The organism is Pantoea folii (genome assembly GCF_056678875.1).
Map to the genome: position 1 here is coordinate 16933 of NZ_JBWXON010000003.1, position 21745 is coordinate 38677.

Consider the following 21745-nt stretch of genomic DNA (forward strand, 5'->3'; position numbering starts at 1 on the left):
CGCGCGGTACAGGCAGAGACAAATTTTTGCGAGGCGGATACAGATAACAGAGATAAAAAAGCCCCGCACAGTGGCAGGGCTTCAGCGTGATGACGCGTGCGTTTACACCGCAACCGGCGCTTTAATGGCCGGATGCGGGTCGTAACCCTCAATCTCAAAATCTTCAAAGTTGTAATCGAAGATAGAAGCAGGTTTACGTTTGATCACCAGTTTCGGCAGCGGGCGCGGCTCGCGCGTCAGCTGCAGCTGTGCCTGTTCCAGATGATTGCTGTACAGATGGGTATCGCCACCGGTCCAGACAAAATCACCCACTTCCAGATCGCACTGCTGCGCCACCATATGCACCAGCAGCGCATAGCTGGCGATATTGAAAGGCAGACCAAGGAAGATATCGCACGAGCGCTGATAAAGCTGGCAAGAGAGCTTGCCGTTTGCCACGTAAAACTGGAAGAAGGCATGACAAGGTGCCAGCGCCATCTGATCCAGCTCGCCCACGTTCCATGCCGATACGATGATGCGGCGTGAATCGGGATCGCGCTTCAACTGCTCAATCACTTTGCTAATCTGGTCGATCTCTTCGCCTGACGCACTGCCCCAGCTGCGCCATTGCTTACCGTAGACCGGTCCTAAATCGCCATTCTCATCCGCCCACTCGTCCCAAATCGTCACCTTGTTATCTTTCAGGTAGCTGATATTGGTTTCGCCTTTCAGAAACCACAGCAGTTCATGAATGATCGAACGCAGGTGCACCTTCTTGGTGGTGACCAGTGGAAAACCATCCTGCAAATTGAAACGCATCTGGTGGCCGAAAATCGACAGGGTGCCTGTACCGGTACGGTCGGCTTTCTCTGCGCCTTCATTCAGCACATGTTGCATTAAATCCAGATACTGTTTCATTTTACCTCACGAGTTTGTTGCTGCGGACGACGACGGAACGCCCAGATCATCATAATCACACCGGCCAGAATCATTGGGATCGAGAGAATCTGCCCCATGCTGATGCCGCCTTCAAACAGGCCCAGTTGGGCATCCGGCTGGCGGAAGAATTCGACGATGATGCGGAAAGCGCCATAGCCAATCAGGAACAGGCCAGAGACGCTGCCCATCGGGCGCGGCTTGCGAATAAACAGGTTGAGGATGATGAACAGCACGATACCTTCGAGGAACAGCTCATACAGCTGCGAGGGATGACGCGGCAACACACCGTAAGTGCTCAGCAGCTGCTGATACTGCGGATTGTTGGCCGCCAGCGCGATATCTTCACTGCGCGAACCCGGGAACAGCATGGCGAATTTGAAGTTAGGATCGACACGGCCCCACAGCTCGCCATTGATAAAGTTGCCAAGACGACCGGCGCCCAAACCAAACGGAATCAGCGGCGCAATGAAATCAGACACCTGGAAGAAAGTACGTTTGGTACGACGCGCAAACACCAGCATCACCACGATCACTCCAATCAAGCCACCGTGGAACGACATACCGCCATCCCAGACTTTGAACAGATAGAGTGGATTATCGAGGAACAGCGGCAGGTTATAGAACAGCACGTAGCCGATACGGCCACCGAGGAACACGCCGAGGAAGCCCGCATACAGCAGGTTTTCCACTTCTTCTTTTTTCCAGCCGCTGCCGGGTTTGTTGGCACGGCGCACCGCCAGCCACATAGCAAATACAAAGCCCACCAGATACATCAAACCGTACCAGTGAAGCGAAATCGGTCCGATGGAGAAAATTACCGGATCGAATTGGGGAAACGAAATGTAGCCGTTAGTCATCTTTCACCATCGTTTTTTCTGCCCTGAAACGGGTCTGGCTAAGGGGTCATACCATAAAAGGCTGCGCATGATAGCACAGCCGCTTTTCACAATTGCCGCGGAAATGTAAACGCCGTTAACGGCCGCCGCGAATCAAACCGCCCAGGCCACGTCGCTCCATAAACGCGGACACCAGATGGCGCACTTCTGAAGCGGTATGGGCCGCCACGCCATTTTCACTGAGCTTCTGCGTTTCCTCGTGATCGAGGTGGCGCAACAGATACTTCACGCGCGGAATATTTTTACCGTTCATGCTGAGGTGGTGATAACCCATGCCCACCAGCAGCGCCACGCACATTGGGTCGCCGGCCATTTCACCACACAGGCAGAGTTCCAGTTTGGCCTGACGGGCTTCGTGGGCAATGCTCTGCAGCGCGCGCAGCATCGCCGGATGCAGCGGATCGTAGAGATTCGCCACACGGGTATTGTTGCGATCCACCGCCAGCAGATACTGCGTCAGGTCGTTGGTGCCCACCGAAATAAAGTCCACGCGATCCGCCAGATGCGGGATCATAAACAGCATGGACGGCACTTCGATCATCACGCCAATACGCGGTTTCGGGATCACATAGCCCAGCATCTCTTCCACTTCACGACCGGCGCGATCGATCAGACGACGCGCATCGTCGATCTCATCGATATGGCTAATCATCGGCAGCAGAATGCTGAGATTGCCGGAGGCCACGTTGGCACGCAGCATGGCACGTACCTGCACCAGGAAAATTTCTGGCTGATCGAGCGTCAGACGAATGCCGCGCCAGCCGAGGCAAGGATTTTCTTCACTGATCGGCATGTAAGGCAGCTGTTTATCGGCGCCGACATCCAGCGTACGCAACGTCACCGGCTTATCGTAGAACAGTTGCAGCATGCCTTGATATTGCGCGACCTGCTCCTCTTCCGACGGGAATCCGTTGTGCAGCATAAATGGAATTTCTGTGCGGTACAGGCCGATGCCATCCACCCAGTTATCCAGCTTCTGCTCATGCTCAGGGCTCAGGCCCGCATTCAGCATCACCTGCACCCGTTCGCCGCTTTTCAGCTCGCCGGGCTGCTCGACCACGCCTTCCGCCATTTTGCTCAGCGCATTTTCTTCGCTGATCAAACGCTGATACTCCTGCACCAGCACGGGTTCAGGATCGATTAACAACTCGCCGCGATAGCCATCGACAATCAGCAGGCGTTTGTTGAGCTGCGCAGGGATGATATCCGCACCCATGACGGTGGGAATGCCCATCGCGCGCGTCAGAATAGCCGCGTGGGAATTGGCCGCACCGTCGCGTACCACCACACCGGCTAAACGCTCCGGTGGCAGCTCTGCCAGCGTGGTCGCGGTGAGTTCATCCGCCACCAGCACGAAGCGTTCAGGCCAGGCATTGGTGCCGACCAGCGTATCGTCGAGATGGAATAGCAGACGTTGTCCGAGCACGCGCAAATCGCCCGCACGCTCGCGTAAATATTGATCCTGCAGGCTGGCAAACTGTTCGGCGAACTTCTCGATCACCGTTTTCACCGCCCACTCGGCAACCGATCCGCGATCAATCTCGGCAAACAGATCTTTTTTCAAACGGGCATCGGTTAACAGGTGCGAGTAGAGATCAAAAATCGCCGCACTCTCTTTTTGCACGCTGGCGGTAAAGCGTTTGCTGAAGCGGCGAAATTCATTGCCCGCCTCGCCCATTGCCAGCACCAGACGCTCGCGTTCACGCTGCACATCCAGCGTGGAGGCCGCAGAGACCTGATCCAGCAAGGGCTGGGTTTCATCAACCCAACCGGGCGCGACCGCCACGCCAGGCGCCGCCGCGATGGCTTTCACCCGCGTCTGACGGAACTGACCAAACAGTTGGCCGAGCTGTGATTGCGATAACAAGCCTGCCATCTGCGTGGCCAGTGTCACCAGGAAAGATTCTTCGCTTTCGTCGAACTGACGATGTTCGCGCTGCTGAACCACTAGCACGCCAAGCAGTTGGCGACGGCTGATGATCGGCACGCCAAGGAAAGAGCGATAACGCTCTTCTTTAACAGAAGGAATGTATTTGAAGCTGGGATGGCTTTGCGCGTCGGCAAGGTTGATCGGCTCGGCTAAACGTCCGACGAGCCCGACAATACCTTCATCAAACGCCAGCGTGACAGTGCGACCGCGCGGCTTTTTCAGCCCGCGCGTCGCCATCAGGTAGTAGCAACGACGATCGTGATCTGCGAGATAAACCGAGCAGACCTCGGTTTCCATCGCAAGGCAAATTTCGTTTACCAGAATGTCGAGTGCTTCATTCAGACGCGGAGCACTCGCCACTTTCTCTACTATTTCGCGCAACTGAGTGAGCATAAAGGGCGTGGCCTATCCTCTTTTACGTCGATGAGCGGCATTGTTATTACGCTGCCCCGCACTCTCCTGCATAGACATCACCACGCCAGCGAATTCTTTCATCACGCGGCGATAGACATCGCGCTTAAAAGAGACGACCTGACGCACCGGATACCAAAAGCTGACCCAGCGCCAACCATCAAACTCCGGCGTGCTGCTGTGTTGCACATTGATCTCCGCGTCACTACACATCAACTGCAGAAGAAACCACTTTTGTTTCTGGCCGATACACACCGGCTTTGTGTCCCAACGCACCAAACGTTTTGGCAACTTGTAACGTAACCAGTTACGGGTTGAAGCAAGTATTCGAACATCTTTGCGGTGTAAACCCACTTCTTCGAACAGTTCGCGATACATCGCCTGTTCAGCGGTTTCACCCGGATTGATGCCTCCCTGAGGAAATTGCCAGGAGTGCTGTCCAAAGCGCCTGGCCCATAACACTTGTCCTTGCCTGTTACAGATTACGATACCAACATTCGGGCGGTAGCCATCATCATCGATCACTGGACTACCTCAAAGCTAAATTTGAATAGCCTGATTGTTTCACACTCCTTACAGGCGGTAAACCACTGGATATCCGGGGCGATAGCCGAATAAAAACAGGATAACTCACAGAGTTTAGCCAAGTTATAAACAGCGGAGCGGTTTTCAGGGCGATCTTATTCACCTTTTCTGTGGATAGCTTTGTGCAGAACACGGGAATGAGTTGAATAACCACTTCGGAAAATTCTCATAAGGCAGACTAAGAATAGCACTAAAAACACCATTAATCATAGTGATAGAAAAAAATGACAGTGTTGTTTTAACGCGGATCACTTTCTAATTATCCTCAGGCTCCATTCGCTGCTCAAAGATCCACCACCGTCGATTTTATCCACAGATAATGCCCTAAACCTGGTCAAAGAAAGGAAAAAAAGCGTCCAAATCGCTAAAGTCAAGGCTGTAAATCGAAACAGGGGTGCTCTGTGAGGGGGGTTATCCCACCATTCTGTGGATAAGTAGTCTGGAGATCCTGTTCATTGTCGATAACAAACTGGGATAACCTTGCCATAGCATCCACAACCGTCCGGCAATGCAAATAAAAAAGCACGCTTAATCATGCTATTATCACGGTTATTCACGCTGCGCGCATGTGGAAAACTCGTACCCGCCAGCGCTGTACATCCTTTAACCAATATGAGTTTTGCCATGAATTCCCCCGTTTTATTGCCGCCGCCACCACAAGATGAAGCGGAATTACTGCAACGTGCACAACAGCTGGCAGGCCAGACGTTTGCTGCACTGGCAGCTCAGCTGGGTTTGCCGGTGCCAGCCGATTTGCGGCGGGATAAAGGCTGGGTTGGCATGCTGATTGAGCTGCACCTTGGTGCCAGCGCGGGCAGCAAAGCGGAGCAGGATTTCGCCCATCTCGGTATCGAACTCAAGACCATCCCCGTGGATGCGCTGGGCAAACCGTTGGAAACCACCTTTGTCTGCGTTGCGCCTCTGACCGGCAACAGCGGCGTAACCTGGGAGACCAGCCATGTGCGCCACAAGCTGGCTCGCGTTTTGTGGATCCCGATTGAGGGTGACCGTGCTTTGCCCCTCGCGGATCGTCGAGTGGGATCGCCGCTGTTATGGCAGCCCAGTGAGGAAGAAGATCAGCAACTGCGTGAAGACTGGGAAGAGTTGATGGATATGATCGTGCTGGGTCAGGTGGAACGCATCACCGCCCGACACGGTGCCTGGCTGCAGATCCGCCCGAAAGCCGCCAACAGTAAAGCCCTGACCGAAGCCATCGGTGAGCATGGAGAGCCTATAATGACGCTACCGCGCGGTTTTTATCTCAAGAAAAGCTTCACCGGACCGCTGCTGGCACGCCATTTTCTACTGTAAATGACTCGACTCCTTACACGACTGGTTCGGTTCCCCTGATGGGGCCTTTTTTTGGTGCAGCAAGGCGGCAAGTACGCAAATCCCCGTGAGCATACATAAGTAAGTGACTGGGGTGAACGTGAGCAGCCAAGGCAGCTGCACCAAAAGTAGGCCCCATTAGGGGAGCCGAACCAGGACGTGTATAATCGCCGTTTAATTTTCGTTTAGGATTGAATGATTCATGTTTGACTGGATTGCTGATCCCAATGCCTGGCTGGCACTGGGAACATTGACCATTCTGGAAGTGGTTTTGGGTATCGACAACATTATCTTCCTGTCGCTGGTTGTCGCTAAGTTACCGAAACACCAGCAAAACAAAGCTCGCCGCCTCGGTTTAATGGGTGCCATGCTGATGCGACTGGGTCTGCTGGCGTCCATTGCCTGGGTAGTCCGTCTCACCAATCCGCTGTTTACCCTGATGGATCACAGCTTCTCGGCGCGCGACCTGATCCTGCTGTTTGGTGGTCTGTTCCTGCTGTGGAAATCCAGCATGGAGATTCATGAAACCATCGAAGGCGCCGAAGGTGAGCACAAAACCAACGTCCACTCCTTCTTCGGCGCGATCGTTCAGATCATGTTGCTGGACATTATTTTCAGCCTCGATTCGGTGATCACCGCTGTCGGCTTGTCCGATCATCTGTTCATCATGATGGCTGCCGTGGTCATAGCGGTGCTGATGATGATGTTTGCCGCACGCGCCATTGGTGAATTTGTTGAGCGTCATCCATCGGTGAAAATGCTGGCGCTGGCATTCCTGATTCTGGTCGGCTTTACCCTGATTCTGGAGAGTTTCGGTATCCATGTACCAAAAGGTTACATTTATTTTGCCATGTTTTTCTCCATGGCCGTGGAGTGCCTGAACCTGATGCGCAGCAAGAAAAGCGCGGCTTAACGATGTCAAGGGCGAGCGCATCTCGCCCTTTAATTTTAGGAATGATGCGATTACGTCAGCCAGCGAAAGCATTTATTACTACACTTTTGCAGTTGAAGTAGGTTGAGGGAGATAAGAATGAAAGGGTTGGTGAGTGTCGTGGGTATTATGCTGGTCGCGCTGACGTTGAGTGGTTGCAGCAGTGATTACGTGATGGCGACCAAAGATGGCCGTATGATTAAAACTGATGGCAAACCGTCCATCGATAAAGAGACAGGTTTGGTGCAGTACACTGACGATCAAGGTCATGTGATGCAGATCAATGGTGACGAGGTCTCCACCATCATTGAGCGTTAAGTGCCAAATTCGATTGCCTGCACGATTTTTTCCCCAGTGCAGGCGATTTCCCGAACTTTCCCCCCTTCCTTCCGCGCCGCTTCACAGGATATAGTCCCAGAGGACACAACATTCCCTTTCATAATGAAAAAAGGAAGCCGGCAATGCATTATCACCGCATCCCCCACAGTACGCTGGAAGTCAGCCAACTTGGGTTAGGAACCATGACGTTTGGTGAGCAAAACAGCGAAGCCGACGCCCACGCGCAACTCGATTACGCGATTAGCAGTGGCATCAACCTGATTGATACCGCTGAAATGTATCCGGTGCCGCCGCGCCCGGAAACCCAGGGATTAACCGAACAGTACATTGGCAGCTGGCTGAAGAAGCGCGGCAGCCGTGACAAGATCATTCTGGCCAGCAAAATTGCCGGTCCGGTGCGCGGCGCAGATGCGTCGATTCGCCCTAACCAGGCACTGGATCGCAAAAACATTCGCGAAGCGCTGGATGCCAGCCTGAAGCGTCTGAACACCGACTATCTCGATCTCTACCAGCTGCACTGGCCGCAACGTCAAACCAACTACTTCGGCAAACTGGGTTACCAGTACAGCGAAACCACCGCCAACGTGACGCTGCTGGAAACGCTGGAAGCCCTGAATGAGCAGGTGCGCGCAGGTAAGATTCGCTACATCGGCGTGTCTAACGAAACCGCATGGGGCGTGATGCGCTATCTGCAGCTGGCTGAGAAGCACGAGTTGCCGCGTATTGTGACCATTCAGAACCCGTACAGCCTGCTGAACCGCAGCTTTGAAGTTGGCCTGGCGGAAATCAGCCAGCACGAAGGCGTTGAACTGCTGGCCTACTCAAGCCTGGCGTTTGGTACTTTGAGCGGCAAATATCTGAATGGTGCAAAACCCGCCGGTGCGCGTAACACCCTGTTCAGCCGCTTCACCCGCTACAGCGGTGAGCAGTCGAATCAGGCGATTGCCGCTTATGTTGGTCTGGCGAAGAAGCACAATCTGGATCCGTCACAGATGGCACTGGCTTACGTCCGTCAGCAGCCATTTGTCGCCAGTACCCTGCTGGGCGCGACGACGCTGGAACAGCTGAAGATTAACGTGGAGAGTTTCAACCTGACGCTGAATGCCGATGTGTTAGAGGAACTGGAAGCGATTCATCGTCAGTATACTTACCCGGCACCCTAACGGGATGTCATCGTTGCGGCGCAACGGTTTGCGTCGCAACGACCTGCAGCATTGATGGCCTGGTGGCTAAGACTTTGGCCCGATGTGCCTGGATGCACACCCTACAGGCGTATGACGCGGTTTTTGATTGTGTGCACCCGAATGCGCGCATTTCGGATCTATGGTCGCCATTGCTGGCGACCTGGTTTTTCAACGCACCGCCTTAACGGCGCGATTTCCACCACAGCAACGCAATCGCCACAGCAAAAATCCCACCGAACCCGATACCGGTTGCCACTGCAGGTGCACCCAACTTAACAGCGATGGTGTACAGCGCCAGCATCACCAACATCGCGATGTTTTCACCGAAGTTCTGTACGGCAATCGCATTACCCGCGCCCACCGACTCTTTGCCGCGCTCCTGCAACAGCGCATTAAGCGGCACCACGAAGAAGCCACCGAGCGCACCCAACACCATCAGTACCAGATAGGCATTCAGCAAGCTGGTTTGCAGTGAGAACACCACCACCATCACGCCAATTAATATCCCGGCGGGCATGCAGCGGCGCACGGTTTGCAGCGTCACCAGTTTCGCCGCCGCGGCAGCGCCAATCACAATCCCGATCGCCACCATGGCATTTAACGTGGTGGGCGTTTTATTGTCGGTGATACCGAGCGCCACGGGCACCCACAGCACCAGCAGGAAACGCAGCGTTACGCCTGCGCCCCAGAACATGCTGGTGCCGAGCAGGGAAAAACGCGTCTCGCCGTTACGCCACAACAGCAAAGCGGATTCTTTGAAACTGCGGAACATGGCACCAAACTGCCAGCTCTGACCCGGTCGTGCCGCCAACAGCTTAGGAATAAAGATATTCGCCACCACTGCCAACGCGTAAGTGAGTGCACACACAATCAGTGCGGCCAGTAGATTCCAGTCCGCCAGAATACCGCCTGCCACTGAACCCAACAGGATGGCAGCAATGGTAGAGGACTCCATCAGACCGTTGGCCTTCACCAGTCGTTCACCGCTGGTGATCTCGGTGAGGATGCCGTACTTAGCAGGCGAGTAGGATGCCGCACCAATACCCACCAGCGTATAGCCAAGGAATGGATTGAAGCCAAAACAGATAACCAGTGCGCCCAGCAGCTTGAGGCTGTTGGCGAACATCATCACCCGGCCTTTGGCAAAGCTGTCAGCCATCTGCCCGACAAACGGCGCCAGAAGAATGTAAGTGGCCACAAACATCATCTGCAGAATCGGCTGGCTCCAGTCGGGATAGAGCTGACTTTTCAGCACCGCCAGCGTGGCAAACAGCAGCGCGTTATCGCCAAACGCGGAGAAAAACTGCGCCACAATCACCGCCATCATATTGCGTGACAGTAACGGTGAATCGGGATTAACCGCCTGACTCATGCTTGATCCTCTTCGGCCAGCTGTTTCAGGCTGACGTAGTCTGGTTTACCGCTACCCAGCAGCGGCAGCTGTTTCATAAAGCGAATGTCACGCGGCACAGCCAGTTCTGGCGCACCGATATCGCGGGCGGCTTTAAGCAGTTGCTCACGACCCAGTTCGCTGTCAGTAGTGAACAACACTAAGGCTTCACCGCGATGACCGTCAGGGCGCAGTGACGCGGCATGCTGCTTCTCGCCCGAGGCTTTCAAAGCGATCTGTTCGACGCTTTCCAGTGACACCATCTCACCGGCAATTTTGGCGAAGCGTTTGGCACGGCCCTGAATCTGACAGAAGCCACCTTCATCGAAGCTAACAATGTCGCCGGTATCGTACCAACCGGCTTCCATCTCGCCTTCACCGTTATCGGCTACTGGCTTCTCCAGCACGCCAGGATTCTCGACGCGCAGATAACCGTTCATGATGTTCGGACCACGCAGTTGCAGACGACCGCCCTGCTCAATACCCGGCACGGAGATCAAACGTGAATCCATGCCGGGCAGAATACGACCCACGGTGTGAGGTTTCGCCGCCATCGGCACGTTGATTGCCACCACTGGCGCACACTCGGTGACGCCGTAGCCTTCAAGAATACGAATGCCGTACTTCTCGGCGTAGATTTGGCGCGTGCCTTCCTGCAACTTCTCTGCACCCGCTACCACATAGCGCAGGCGTGCAAAATCATACGGATTGGCAAAGCGCGCATAGTTGCCGAGGAAAGTCGACGTCCCAAACAGCACGGTGCAGTTACGGTCATACACCAGTTCGGGCACGATGCGGTAATGCAGCGGGCTCGGATAGAGGAACACCTGCGCGCCGGTTAGCAGCGGCGTAAACAGGCCGACCGTAAGGCCGAAAGCGTGGAATAGCGGCAGCGCCGACATAAAGCGATCGCGCGGGGTGAAATCCGCCACGGTGCGAATCTGTTCAACGTTAGCCAGCAGGCTTTTGTGCGAGTGCACCACGCCTTTGGGATTGCCTTCCGAACCCGAAGTGAACAGCACCATCGCGGCATCTTCCGGCTGCTGCCTGACCTGTGCGCGACGCGGCATCAGCAAGTGAGCCAGAATCCACAACTTGTCTTTCAGTGTGACCGTATCTTTCAGGTCTTCGAGGTAGATCCACTGGACTTCAGTTAAGCCTTGCGGCAGGTGCTCCAGGTTGCCTTTCTCAAGGAACTGGCGCGAGGTGAACACGGTTTTGACCTGCGAAGCGGTGAGCGCCGCACGCATGCCGTTGACGCCCGCGGTGTAGTTGAGCATCGCCGGGATGCGCCCGCGCAGTGACGCCCCGAGGATCGCCGCCGCCGTGACGGTGGCATTCGGCAATAGCAGACCAACGTATTCACCCTGCTGGCTGTAGCGTTCAAGAATTCGACCGACGCCGAGCGATTTTTTCAGCAGCCCGGTGTAGCTGTCCGGCTTGAAATTGATGTCTTCGATGCAAGGTTTAGTCAGGCCATAACGCTGGCGTGCATTAAGGAAGGCTTCAAATAGCGTTTCCCGTGGACGCACCGCCATGCGCGCTTCCATCATCACATGATGTAAGTGCTCACCCGCCAGTATGCGGCGATCGCGTGCGCGTTTGGCTTCGGGCATCGGAATGACGGTAGCCGGTAAGACGCTTAAGGTGATGCGCGGGAACAGGCGGCGTTTAAATACGCCCGCCAGACGACCAAACGGCGTATATTCCGCCCCTTCGATGCGCATGGGCACCACGGTCGCACCCGATTTCGCCGCGACAAAGCCCGCACCGCTGTAGATTTTCATCAGCGATCCGGTCACGGTGATACGGCCTTCCGGGAAGATCACCACCGGACGACCTTCATTGATCATGCGCACCAGATGTTTGATCGACATCGGTTTAGTGGGATCGAGTGGCACGAAGTCGATAATCGGCTTCAGGAGCCGCATAAACCATTGATCGCTGATCGAGGAGTAGACGGCGAACACCGGTTTAATCGGCAAAAACAGCGCCACCAAAATGCCATCAAGGAATGACATATGGTTAGGGGTGATCAGCACTTTTTCTTTGTGCAGTGCGGTGAGATCGCCACGCAGTTCCACCCGCCATAACAGGCGAAACAGGAAACGCAGAACAGTGAAAAGCATGCCAGCTCCTTAGCAGCGGTAAAATATGGCGCTTACCTTGCAATATCTGACGATTTTCGACAAGTGCTGCGGTGATTTATGGTGAGGAATTGAGGTGGGTGTGGTGCATAGCCGGTAAAAATGTGCCGTTGGGGTGCTGTTTATTGTGAAATGCTGCTCAGTGCTAATGCAGACTGTGGGCGCTTTGGCATCAGTGGGTGTTGTTGAAAATAAGACTATTAGTATCGATGCGTTTTGCCAAAGAGAGAACAGGCTGCACATTGGCTCATATCTGTTAGGAAAGAAGGCAAGCGGAGCGTGTATTTTTTCGGTGTTTCGTTCAAAAAAGCACAATGCTTAAGGCCAAAGCCCCTCTGCGGCGGTCGGGCTATCCGCAGCGCTGAGGCTTTTACGTTGGGCCAGGAGCCAGTCGCATGGATGCGACTGGCAGTTCGGGTTGGCCAGGACGGCCTTACCCGAACGGTCCGTAGGCACGACGTGGAAGACGAAGGCACCGCGTCAGCGGCGCGAGGACTGCCCGGCCGCCGCAGAGGGGCTATGGCCCATCCGCGCGCTAAAAAAGCCCACAACAGAATCAACAGCCTCAAACTCAGCTGTTCTAAACTGCCAGACAACCTTCATCTATGATGCTAAAACTCATCCCTGCCAGAACGAATAACACTTATCCCTGCCAACCCCCGCCTAGCGCGGCGATCAGCTCAACGCTGCTCACCCACTGGGTGCTCTGCAGTGACAGTAAGCTCTGCTGCTCACTCAGACTGCTGTTTTCGGTGGTCGCCACATCAAGGTAATCAATCATTCCGGCATCATACTGATTACGCGTCACGCGTGCTGACTCCTGCGCGGCGCTGGTCGCCAGCTGCTGTGAAGCTATCTCGCCCTTCAGCGTATTCAGCTGCACCAGATAATCTTCCACTTCCCCCATCGCCGTCAGCACCGACTGGCGATAATCCGCCACGCTGGCGTCATAGGCGGCGCGGGCCTGCTCCACTTTGGCTGAGGTGGCACCGAAGTCCAGTAGCGTGCCGCTTAACTCCGGCCCTAATGACCAGACGCGATTTGGCAGTGAGAACAGACTGTTGATGGCCGATGAACTCACGCCGCCCGTGGCACTTAACGTCAGATCGGGATAGTAACCGGCAATCGCTACGCCCACCGCCGCATTGGCCGCTGCCACGTTACGTTCGGCATAAGCGATATCCGGACGACGCTGCAGCAAGGCAGAAGGCAGGCTGTTAGGGATGGCTGGCAGCGTGGCATCCAGCTTAGCCACTGGCAGCGAGAAATCAGCCGGTGCACGGCCCAGCAACAGCGCAATGGCGTGTTCCGACTGCGCACGCTGCCACTGATAATCCTGTGCTGAGGCGCGCGCGCTCTCCAGCTGCATCTGCGCCTGTGCCAGCGTGGCGCGTGATTCGCTGCCCGCCGAGTACTTATTCTGAATCACCGTCATATAGCGCTGATAGGCATCGATACTGCGCTGATACAGAGCAATTTTTTCGTCGAGGATGCGCAGCTGGAAGTAATCCTGCGCCAGCTCCGATTGGGCACTTAGGGTGATATTCGCCAGTTCGGCCTTACTTGCCTGCGCGCTGGCTTTGTTCTCTTCCAGCGTACGGCGCAGTTTGCCCCACAAATCCAGCTCCCAGCTGGCACTGAGATCGGCGGCATGCGCGTTGCTGACGCTGCGCTGGCCGGTGGTGCTGGCCCGACTGCCGCTGCGCGTACTGCTGGCGTCGTAACTCACCGACGGGAATAACGCGGCGCGTGACTGCGAGGTCAGCGCCTGCGCTTCACGGTACTGCGCGGCATAGCTCGCCACGTTTTGGTTGGAGATGCTCACCTGACGCAACAGGCTATCCAGCGTGGCATCGTGATACACCGACCACCAGTCGCCTTTGCTCTGCTCATCCTGCGGCGCGGCCTGCTGCCAGCCTTTGGCTTCTTTAAAGTGGGTCGGCATCGCCATGGTCGGGCGCTGATAATCCGGCCCCACCGCACAACCCGCCAGCAACAGTGCCGCTACCATCGGGGTAAATTTCAGAACATTTTTCATCGATCAGGATTCCACATGACGCATCCGCTGCCACTGACGTTTGGTGGCACGGCTTAAACTATCGAGCCAGAGATAAACAACCGGCGTGGTAAACAGGGTTAACAGCTGGCTCAGCGCCAAACCACCAGCAATCGCGATGCCGAGCGGGCTGCGTAGATCCGCATCGCCGCCGCTGCCTAATGCCAGCGGCAAAGCACCAAAGAAGGCGGCCAGCGTGGTCATCATGATCGGACGGAAACGCATCAGACAGGCCTGCGTGATCGCCTGTTTCGGCGACATCCCCTGCGTACGCTCAGCGTGGATTGCAAAGTCGATCATCATGATGGCGTTCTTCTTCACGATGCCAATCAGCAGAATGATGCCGATCAGGGCAATCACCGTCAGTTGGGTATTGGTGAGCAGCAGCAGCAGCAGCGCGCCAACCCCCGCTGATGGCAGCGTCGAAAGAATGGTGATGGGATGGATGTAGCTCTCATACAGCACGCCGAGCACGATATACACCGCCGCCAGTGCGGCAATAATCAGCCACGGCATGGTGGCGGACAGCTGCGCAAAGGCGGCTGCGGTGCCAGCAAAACCGGCCTGAATGGTGGACGGTAAACCGAGCTGCGCCATCGCCTGCTTGATCAGCGCCTGTGCCTGCTCCAGTGACACACCATCGTTGAGGTTGAATGCTATGGTGCTGGTGGCTGACTGGCCCTGATGTGCTACCGACAGCGGCGCATTACCGCCTTTGAAGCTGGCGAAAGCGGAGAGCGGCACACGATCGCCGCTGTCGTTGATCACATACAGTTCTTTCAAAATCTCCGGATCGCGCGTGTAGCTGTCCTGCAACGACATCACCACATGATACTGATTCAGCGTGTGATACAGCGTCGCCACCTGGCGCTGGCTAAAGGCGTTGTTCAGCATGGTATCCAGCATCTGCACATTCACGCCGAGGCGTTGCGCGCGGTCGCGATCGATATTGATCACCACTTCCTGGCCGCCGGTTTGCGAATCGGAGTCCACGCTGTTGAGCTGTGGGATCGCCGCCAGCGCGGCCTGCACTTTCGGCGTCCACTCGCGCAGCACATCCAGATCGTCCGCCTGCAAGCTGTATTGATAGGTGGCATTGGCACTGCGCCCACCGATATGCAGATCCTGCGCCGCCATCAGGAACATCTGCGCCCCAGCGATATGGCTGGTCTTCAGGCTCAGTCGATTGGCGACTTCGGTGGCCGTGGCATCGCGATCGCTAAAGTCTTTAAGACGCACAAAGAAGTTGGCGCTATTGCGCGAGCCAAACATGCCGCTACCCATCGACGACATCACGCTGTCCACTGCGGGATCGGACTGGATGATCTTGGTGAACTCCAGCATCTTCGGCTTCATCGCCTGGAACGAGATGTTTTGATCGGCGCGCAGTGCGCCCATCAGCAGGCCGGTATCCTGATTGGGGAAGAAGCCCTTCTGCACCACGGTGAACAGAAACAGGTTGAGCAACACCGTCAGCACCAGGCTGAACATGGTGATCTTCTGGTGCGCCATCACCCACGCCAGACCACGCGAGTAGGCCGCCAGCAAAGCATTCAGCTGGTTTTCGATAAACTGATATAGCGGATGCGGGCGCTTGCTGACTTTCGGTTTTGGCTTCAGCAGACGCGCGCACAGCATCGGCGTCAGGCTCAGCGAGACAAACATCGAGATCAACAGCGAGACGGTGAGCGTCACCGCAAACTCGCGGAACAGACGACCGACAATACTGCCCATCAGCAGGATTGGGATAAACACCGCCACCAGCGACATGGTCATCGACAGCACAGTGAAACTCACTTCCTGCGCGCCTTTTAGCGCCGCCCGCAGCGGACTCAAACCTTCTTCGATATGGCGCGTGATGTTCTCCAGCACCACGATGGCATCATCGACGACAAATCCGGTGGCGATGATCAGTGCCATCAGCGAAAGGTTATCGAGGCTGTAGCCCAGCAGATACATCACTGCACAGGTGCCAATCAACGACACCGGCAGTGCCAGCGCCGGGATCACCACCGCCTGCACGTTACGCAGGAACACAAACACCACCGCGATCACCAACAGCATGGCGATCAGCAGCGTCTCTTCGGTGTCATACAAAGATTCACGCACCGTCGGGGAACGATCCACCACCACTTTCAACTGGGTATCCGCAGGCAGATCTTTTTCCAGCGCTGGCAACTGCGCTTTGATGGCATCAATGGTGTCGAGCATATTGGCACCGGCCTGGCGCTTAATGCCCACCATGACTGACGGCTGCGAATTGAGGAAACCGGCCTGATACTGATCTTCCACCGAATCGTAGACGGTGGCGACATCGTGCAGGCGCACCGCTTTGCCGTCTTTATAGCTGACGATCAGATCCTGATACTGCGCCGCTTTATCTAACTGACCGTTGCTGTCCACCACCCATGATTGCTGGCTACCCTGCAGAATGCCCTTGGGTTTGTTGGTGGTGCTGTTGGCGATGGCTTCACGCACCGTGTCCAGCGAGATGCCGTATTGCGCCAGCTTGAGCGGTTGCAGATCGATACGCACGGCGGGCAAGGCGCTGCCCATTAGTGACACTTCGCCCACGCCCTTGACCTGCCCCATCGCCTGCTCGATTTTGCTCTCGGCCAGGTCGTAGAGCTCACCCGGCGTGCGCGTGGCGGAGGTCAACGCCAGCATCACAATCGGTGCATCGGACGGGTTAGCTTTGCGATAGGTCGGCAGTGATTCCATCGCGCTCGGCAGCAGACTGCGCGCGGCGTTGATCGCCGCCTGCACATCGCGCGCCGCGCCGTTGATGTCGCGGTCGAGATCAAACTGCAAAATCACGCTGGTGGAGCCCTGCGAACTGGTCGAAGTCATTTCGGTGACGCCCGCGATCTGCCCCAGCGAGCGCTCCAGCGGCGTCGCCACCGTGGCCGCCATGGTCTCCGGGCTGGCACCGGCTAAGCTGGCGCTGACCATAATGGTCGGGAAATCCACCTGCGGCAGAGGAGCCACCGGCAACAGCCGATAACCCAGCAAACCGAGCAGCATGATCGACAACGTTAATAGCAACGTGGTGACCGGACGGAAGATAAAGAGTCTGGTGAGGTTCATTACTCGCTCCGCGCCTGCTGCTGTTTACGCTGCATATAGCGCTTGCCGCGCTGCGCAATGCCATCGAACCACAGATAAATCACCGGCGTGGAGAACAGCGTCAGCACCTGGCTGACAATCAACCCCCCGACAATTACCAGACCAAGCGGTTGACGCAGTTCGGCGCCGGATCCTGAGGCCAGCATCAGCGGCAGTGCACCGAGCAATGCCGCCATGGTGGTCATCAGGATCGGACGGAAGCGCAGCAAGCAGGCCTGATGAATCGCATCACGCGCACTCATGCCCTGCTTGTTTTCGGCCTCCAGCGCGAAGTCGATCATCATAATCGCGTTCTTCTTCACGATGCCGATCAGCAAAATCACCCCGATTAGGGCGATCAAACTGAATTCACTGCCCGCCAGCAACAGCGTCAACAGCGCACCCACCGCCGCTGATGGCAGCGTCGAGAGAATCGTCACCGGATGAATAAAGCTCTCGTACAGGATGCCCAACACCACATACATGGTGATCAGTGCGGCCAGAATCAGCCACAGCGTGTTACCGGTCGCGCTCTGGAATGCCGAGGTTTCTCCCTGATAGCGCAGCGTAATGCTGGATGGCAGATCCAGCTGCTGCGTCACTTCGGCAATCGCCTTCTGCCCATCCTCCAGCGAATAACCGCTGTTGAGATTGAACGACACCATCACCGCCGGGAACTGATTCAGACGCATATGCATCAGTGAACCGGTGCGCTGGTGAATGGTGGCAATCGAGGTCAGTTTCACCATCCCGGTAGTGGTGTCGCTGTCCGAGCTGGTGGTCGAACTGCTGCTTGAGCTGCTGGATGTCGTGCTCGAACTGCTGCTGGTTGAGGTACTGGAACTGCTGCTCACCGGCAGATAGACATCATCAAACGATGCCGGCGACTGCTGATACTGCGGTGCCACTTCCAGCACCACACGATACTGATTGGCCTGGGTAAAGATGGTGGAAACCAGACGCTGACCGAAGCTGTTGTAAAGCGCCGTATCCACATCCGAGGCGGTAATGCCGTAGCGCGCGGCTTTGTCGCGGTTCAGTTCGACATAGGCGACACGGCCCTGATCCTGCAGGTTACTCACCACGCCGTTAAATTCCGGGCGCTGCTGCAAGGCCGCCACCATCTTCGGCGTCCAGCTCACCAGGTTTTCACTGTCTGCGTCATCCAGCGTGAACTGATACTGGCTCGGCGTGACCTGATCGTTGACCGTCAAATCCTGCGCCGGTTGCAGATAGAGCTGAATGCCCGCCACCTGCTCCGCCGCCTGCTGCAGCTGCTTGATCACCACATCGGCTTTGTCATCGCGCTCATCAAACGACTTCAGGTTGATTTGGATACGGCCACTGTTGAGGCTGGTGTTGCTGCCGTCAATCCCGATGGTGGAAGAGAGGCTATCCACCGACGGGTTCTGCAGAATCACTTTCGCCAGCGCCTGCTGACGCTTCGACATCTCGCTAAACGACACATCCTGCGACGCCACGGTGACACCCTGAATCAGTCCGGTATCCTGCGTCGGGAAGAAACCTTTCGGGATGGCGATATACAGCAGCGCTGTCAGCGCAAAGGTCGCCAGCGCCACCAGCAGCGTCAGTTTCTGATGATTCAGCACCACCGTCAGCAAGCGGTCGTAACCGTGCACCAACTTATCGAATATTTGTCCGCCCTTACGCGAAAAACGAGACTGCTTCTCTTCCGGAATATGCTGCAACAGATAGGCGCACAGCATTGGCGTCAGCGTCAGTGACACCACCATCGACACCAGAATCGACACCGCCAGCGTAATGGCGAACTCGCGGAACAAGCGCCCTACCACATCGCCCATAAACAGTAGCGGGATCAGTACTGCAATCAGCGAGAAGGTCAGCGAGATGATGGTGAAGCCGATCTGCTGCGAGCCTTTCAGCGCCGCCTGCATCGGCGTTTCGCCCTCTTCCAGCCGACGCGAAATGTTCTCCACTACCACAATCGCATCATCGATGACGAAGCCGGTGGCGATGGTCAGCGCCATCAGCGACAGGTTATTCAGGCTGAAATCGGCCAGATACATCACGCCGAAAGTGCCAATCAGTGACAGCGGCACCGCCACGCTTGGAATCAGCGTCGCCGCCACATTGCGCAGGAACAGGAAGGTGACCATCACCACCAGCGCCACCGACAGCATCAGCTCAAACTGCACGTCGCTGATGGATGCACGGATGGTTTGGGTGCGATCCGACAAGATGCTCATCTTCACGCCATCGGGCAACGCGGCCTGCAGGGTTGGCAGCTGCGCTTTGATGCTGTCCACCACCTGAATCACGTTGGCACCAGGCTGGCGTTGCACGCTGATCACAATCGCCGGGCTGTTATTGGCCCAAGCCGACTGGAAGCTGTTCTCCGGCCCCTGTTCGATGTGCGCGATATCTTTCAGGCGCAGTGCAGCACCGTTCTGATAGGTGATGATCAGATTGCCGTACTCATCGGCGGTGCGCAGCTGATCGTTGGCATCGATGGTCACCGAATGGTATTTGCCATCGAAGCCGCCTTTTGAGCCATTGACGTTGCTGTTGCTGATCAACGTATTCACGTCTTCCAGCGACAGCTTGTGTGCCGCCAGCGCTTTCGGGTCCATCTGCACGCGGATAGCCGGCTGATGACCACCTGCCAATGTCACCATGCCGACGCCGTTAATCTGCGACAGCTTCAGCGCCACGCGGGTGTTCACCAGATCCTGCACCTGCGTCAGCGGCAGGTTATCCGAGCTGGCCGCCAGCGTAATCACCGCCGTATCCGCCGGGTTGACCTTTTTATAGGTCGGCGGATTGGGCAGATCGCTCGGCAGCAGGTTGTTGGCGGCATTGATCGCCGCCTGCACTTCCTGCTCGGCGACATCCAGCGACAGATCGAGGCTGAATTTTAGCGTGATGATCGAGGAGCCACCGGAGCTGGTGGAGGTCATCTGGCTTAAACCGGCCATCTGCCCCAGCTGGCGTTCCAGCGGTGAGGTCACAGACGATGCCATCACATCCGGGCTGGCCCCGGGATACAGGGTGGTGACCTGAATGGTCGGATAATCCACCTGCGGCAGCGCCGAGGTGGAGAGGAATTTATAGGCAAAGATCCCGGAAATCAGCACGCCGACCATCAGCAAGATGGTGGCGACGGGACGCTGGATAAACAGACGTGACGGATTCATTTTTTGGCCGCTGTGGCAGGTTTGCTGTCATCGGCCAGAGAGACTTTACTGCCGTTGGTCAGGCGATCGATGCCTTCGGTGACGAGACGCTCGCCCGGCTCGACGCCTTTAAGGATCGACTGCTGATCTTCACCAAACGCCGGGCCGGTGGTCACCGCTTTGCGCGTGACGGTGTTGTCTTGATTGATCACAAACACAAAGCTGCCGTCACTGCTCAGTTGCAGCGCCTGAGCCGGGATCACCGTGGCGTTATTCAGAATGTTGGTTTGCAGACGCAGATTCACAAACTGATTGGCAAACAGTGATTCATCTTCATTTGGGAAGGTGGCTTTTAGCTCGATGGTGCCGGTGCTGGTATCGATCTGGTTGCTAATGAACTGCACGCTACCCTGCGCCAGTTGGGTGCTGTTGTCCTGATCAAAAGCCACCGCCGGTAAACTCTGCCCGTTATGCAGCGCTTTGGTGAGCTGCGCGATATTGCTCTGCGGCACACTGAAGGTCACGGCAGCAGGCTGCATCTGCGTCACCACCACAATGCCAGTGGTATCGGTGGTTTGCACCATATTGCCCGGATCGACCAGACGCAGGCCGACACGGCCGCTGACTGGTGAAGTGATGCGCGCATACTCAATATCCAGCTTCGCACTGGCGATCTGCGCCTGATCGGCCGCTACAGCACCTTTATACTGCCCGACGGTGGCGGTTTGCGTATCAAGATCCTGGCGTGACAACGAGTCCTGGGCCGCCAGTTTTTTGTAGCGGGCCAGCGTTAACTCGGCGCTTTTCAGCAATGCCTGGTTCTGATTGAGATCGCCCTGATACTGCGCCAGTGTCGCCTGATAGCTGCGTGGATCGATCTGCGCCAGCAGCTGTCCGGCCTCGACTTTTTGCCCTTCGGTAAAGAACACTTTTTCCAGTTGACCCGCTACGCGGCTGGTCACGGTAACGCTGGCATTGGGGATCACCGTGCCCAGCGCATTGAGATACACCGGCACGTTGGCCGTCGTGGCCACGCCACTGTGCACCAGCGTGGCACTGCCGCCCATCATCGCCATGCCCGGAGGGCCGCCTGCGCCCCCGCGATGACCGCCCTTTCCGCCTCCCGGTGGCATGCCGCCCGGCGCACCGCCATGGCCGCCGACAACGCGCCAAATCACGCCAGCCACGATTAACACAACAAGTAAAATGAGTAGCCATTTCAGCCAGTGGAAACGCGATTTGCCAGGGGAATTAATTGTCATCGGACTCTTCAGATAAACAGGAAAAAGGAAAATCCCCTGCACTAACAGGGGATTATTTCAAAGTAAATCATCACTGCTTGTATTATCAGCTGAAGTGCCATGGAATT

General features: G+C 56.2%; 15 protein-coding genes. 4 read left to right on the forward strand and 11 right to left on the reverse strand.

Translation table 11 applies throughout. From position 1 onward, the window contains the following. Positions 1-102: 102 nt before the first annotated feature. The 5 genes from thyA to AC1MDE_RS05215 form a co-directional block, all read right to left on the reverse strand. Positions 103-897 (reverse strand): thymidylate synthase, encoded by a 795-nt coding sequence (gene thyA, locus AC1MDE_RS05195; protein ID WP_045816400.1) that lies wholly within the window; start codon positions 895-897, stop codon positions 103-105. Further along, on the reverse strand, positions 894-1775 hold the full coding sequence (gene lgt / locus AC1MDE_RS05200) for a prolipoprotein diacylglyceryl transferase (RefSeq protein ID WP_034823111.1): 882 nt from the start codon (positions 1773-1775) through the stop codon (positions 894-896). The genes thyA and lgt overlap by 4 nt, the downstream gene beginning before the upstream one ends. A gap of 115 nt (positions 1776-1890) precedes the next feature. Beyond that, positions 1891-4137: a phosphoenolpyruvate--protein phosphotransferase gene (gene ptsP / locus AC1MDE_RS05205; protein WP_038645088.1), complete on the reverse strand. Its 2247-nt coding sequence runs from the start codon at positions 4135-4137 to the stop codon at positions 1891-1893. A 12-nt stretch (positions 4138-4149) separates the two neighbouring features. Then, a complete protein-coding gene (rppH, locus tag AC1MDE_RS05210) occupies positions 4150-4680 on the reverse strand; it encodes an RNA pyrophosphohydrolase (RefSeq protein ID WP_034823115.1) in 531 nt (176 codons plus the stop codon). 512 nt (positions 4681-5192) lie between these two features. After that, positions 5193-5366: a hypothetical protein gene (locus AC1MDE_RS05215; RefSeq protein WP_160868318.1), complete on the reverse strand. Its 174-nt coding sequence runs from the start codon at positions 5364-5366 to the stop codon at positions 5193-5195. Here AC1MDE_RS05215 and mutH point away from each other — a divergent pair. From mutH to AC1MDE_RS05235, 4 genes are all read left to right on the forward strand, one after another. Then, complete coding sequence (gene mutH, locus AC1MDE_RS05220) at positions 5365-6051, forward strand: DNA mismatch repair endonuclease MutH (protein ID WP_034823117.1); 687 nt, start codon at positions 5365-5367, stop codon at positions 6049-6051. The genes AC1MDE_RS05215 and mutH overlap by 2 nt on opposite strands. A 220-nt stretch (positions 6052-6271) precedes the next feature. Next, positions 6272-6982 (forward strand): TerC family protein, encoded by a 711-nt coding sequence (locus AC1MDE_RS05225; RefSeq protein WP_034823125.1) that lies wholly within the window; start codon positions 6272-6274, stop codon positions 6980-6982. 117 nt (positions 6983-7099) lie between these two features. After that, positions 7100-7318, forward strand: coding sequence for a YgdI/YgdR family lipoprotein (locus AC1MDE_RS05230; RefSeq protein WP_034823127.1), 219 nt, complete (start codon positions 7100-7102; stop codon positions 7316-7318). 143 nt (positions 7319-7461) lie between these two features. Continuing rightward, positions 7462-8502: an NADP(H)-dependent aldo-keto reductase gene (locus AC1MDE_RS05235; RefSeq protein WP_045816396.1), complete on the forward strand. Its 1041-nt coding sequence runs from the start codon at positions 7462-7464 to the stop codon at positions 8500-8502. Between the two features lie 202 nt (positions 8503-8704). Here the strand turns inward: AC1MDE_RS05235 and lplT are convergent, their stop codons facing one another. The 6 genes from lplT to AC1MDE_RS05265 all read right to left on the reverse strand — a co-directional run bounded on the left by lplT (position 8705) and on the right by AC1MDE_RS05265 (position 21638). Next, positions 8705-9895: a lysophospholipid transporter LplT gene (gene lplT, locus AC1MDE_RS05240; RefSeq protein WP_058961810.1), complete on the reverse strand. Its 1191-nt coding sequence runs from the start codon at positions 9893-9895 to the stop codon at positions 8705-8707. Beyond that, positions 9892-12042, reverse strand: coding sequence for a bifunctional acyl-ACP--phospholipid O-acyltransferase/long-chain-fatty-acid--ACP ligase (gene aas / locus AC1MDE_RS05245; RefSeq protein ID WP_480344358.1), 2151 nt, complete (start codon positions 12040-12042; stop codon positions 9892-9894). The genes lplT and aas overlap by 4 nt, the downstream gene beginning before the upstream one ends. Positions 12043-12703: 661 nt before the next feature. Beyond that, positions 12704-14098, reverse strand: a complete 1395-nt coding sequence (locus AC1MDE_RS05250) for an efflux transporter outer membrane subunit (protein ID WP_058961812.1) — start codon at positions 14096-14098, stop codon at positions 12704-12706. A 3-nt stretch (positions 14099-14101) separates the two neighbouring features. After that, on the reverse strand, positions 14102-17203 hold the full coding sequence (locus AC1MDE_RS05255; RefSeq protein ID WP_480344359.1) for a multidrug efflux RND transporter permease subunit: 3102 nt from the start codon (positions 17201-17203) through the stop codon (positions 14102-14104). Beyond that, on the reverse strand, positions 17203-20397 hold the full coding sequence (locus AC1MDE_RS05260) for an efflux RND transporter permease subunit (RefSeq protein ID WP_480344360.1): 3195 nt from the start codon (positions 20395-20397) through the stop codon (positions 17203-17205). The genes AC1MDE_RS05255 and AC1MDE_RS05260 overlap by 1 nt, the downstream gene beginning before the upstream one ends. Further along, positions 20394-21638 (reverse strand): MdtA/MuxA family multidrug efflux RND transporter periplasmic adaptor subunit, encoded by a 1245-nt coding sequence (locus tag AC1MDE_RS05265; RefSeq protein WP_058961814.1) that lies wholly within the window; start codon positions 21636-21638, stop codon positions 20394-20396. The genes AC1MDE_RS05260 and AC1MDE_RS05265 overlap by 4 nt, the downstream gene beginning before the upstream one ends. Between the last annotated feature and the right edge of the window lie 107 nt (positions 21639-21745).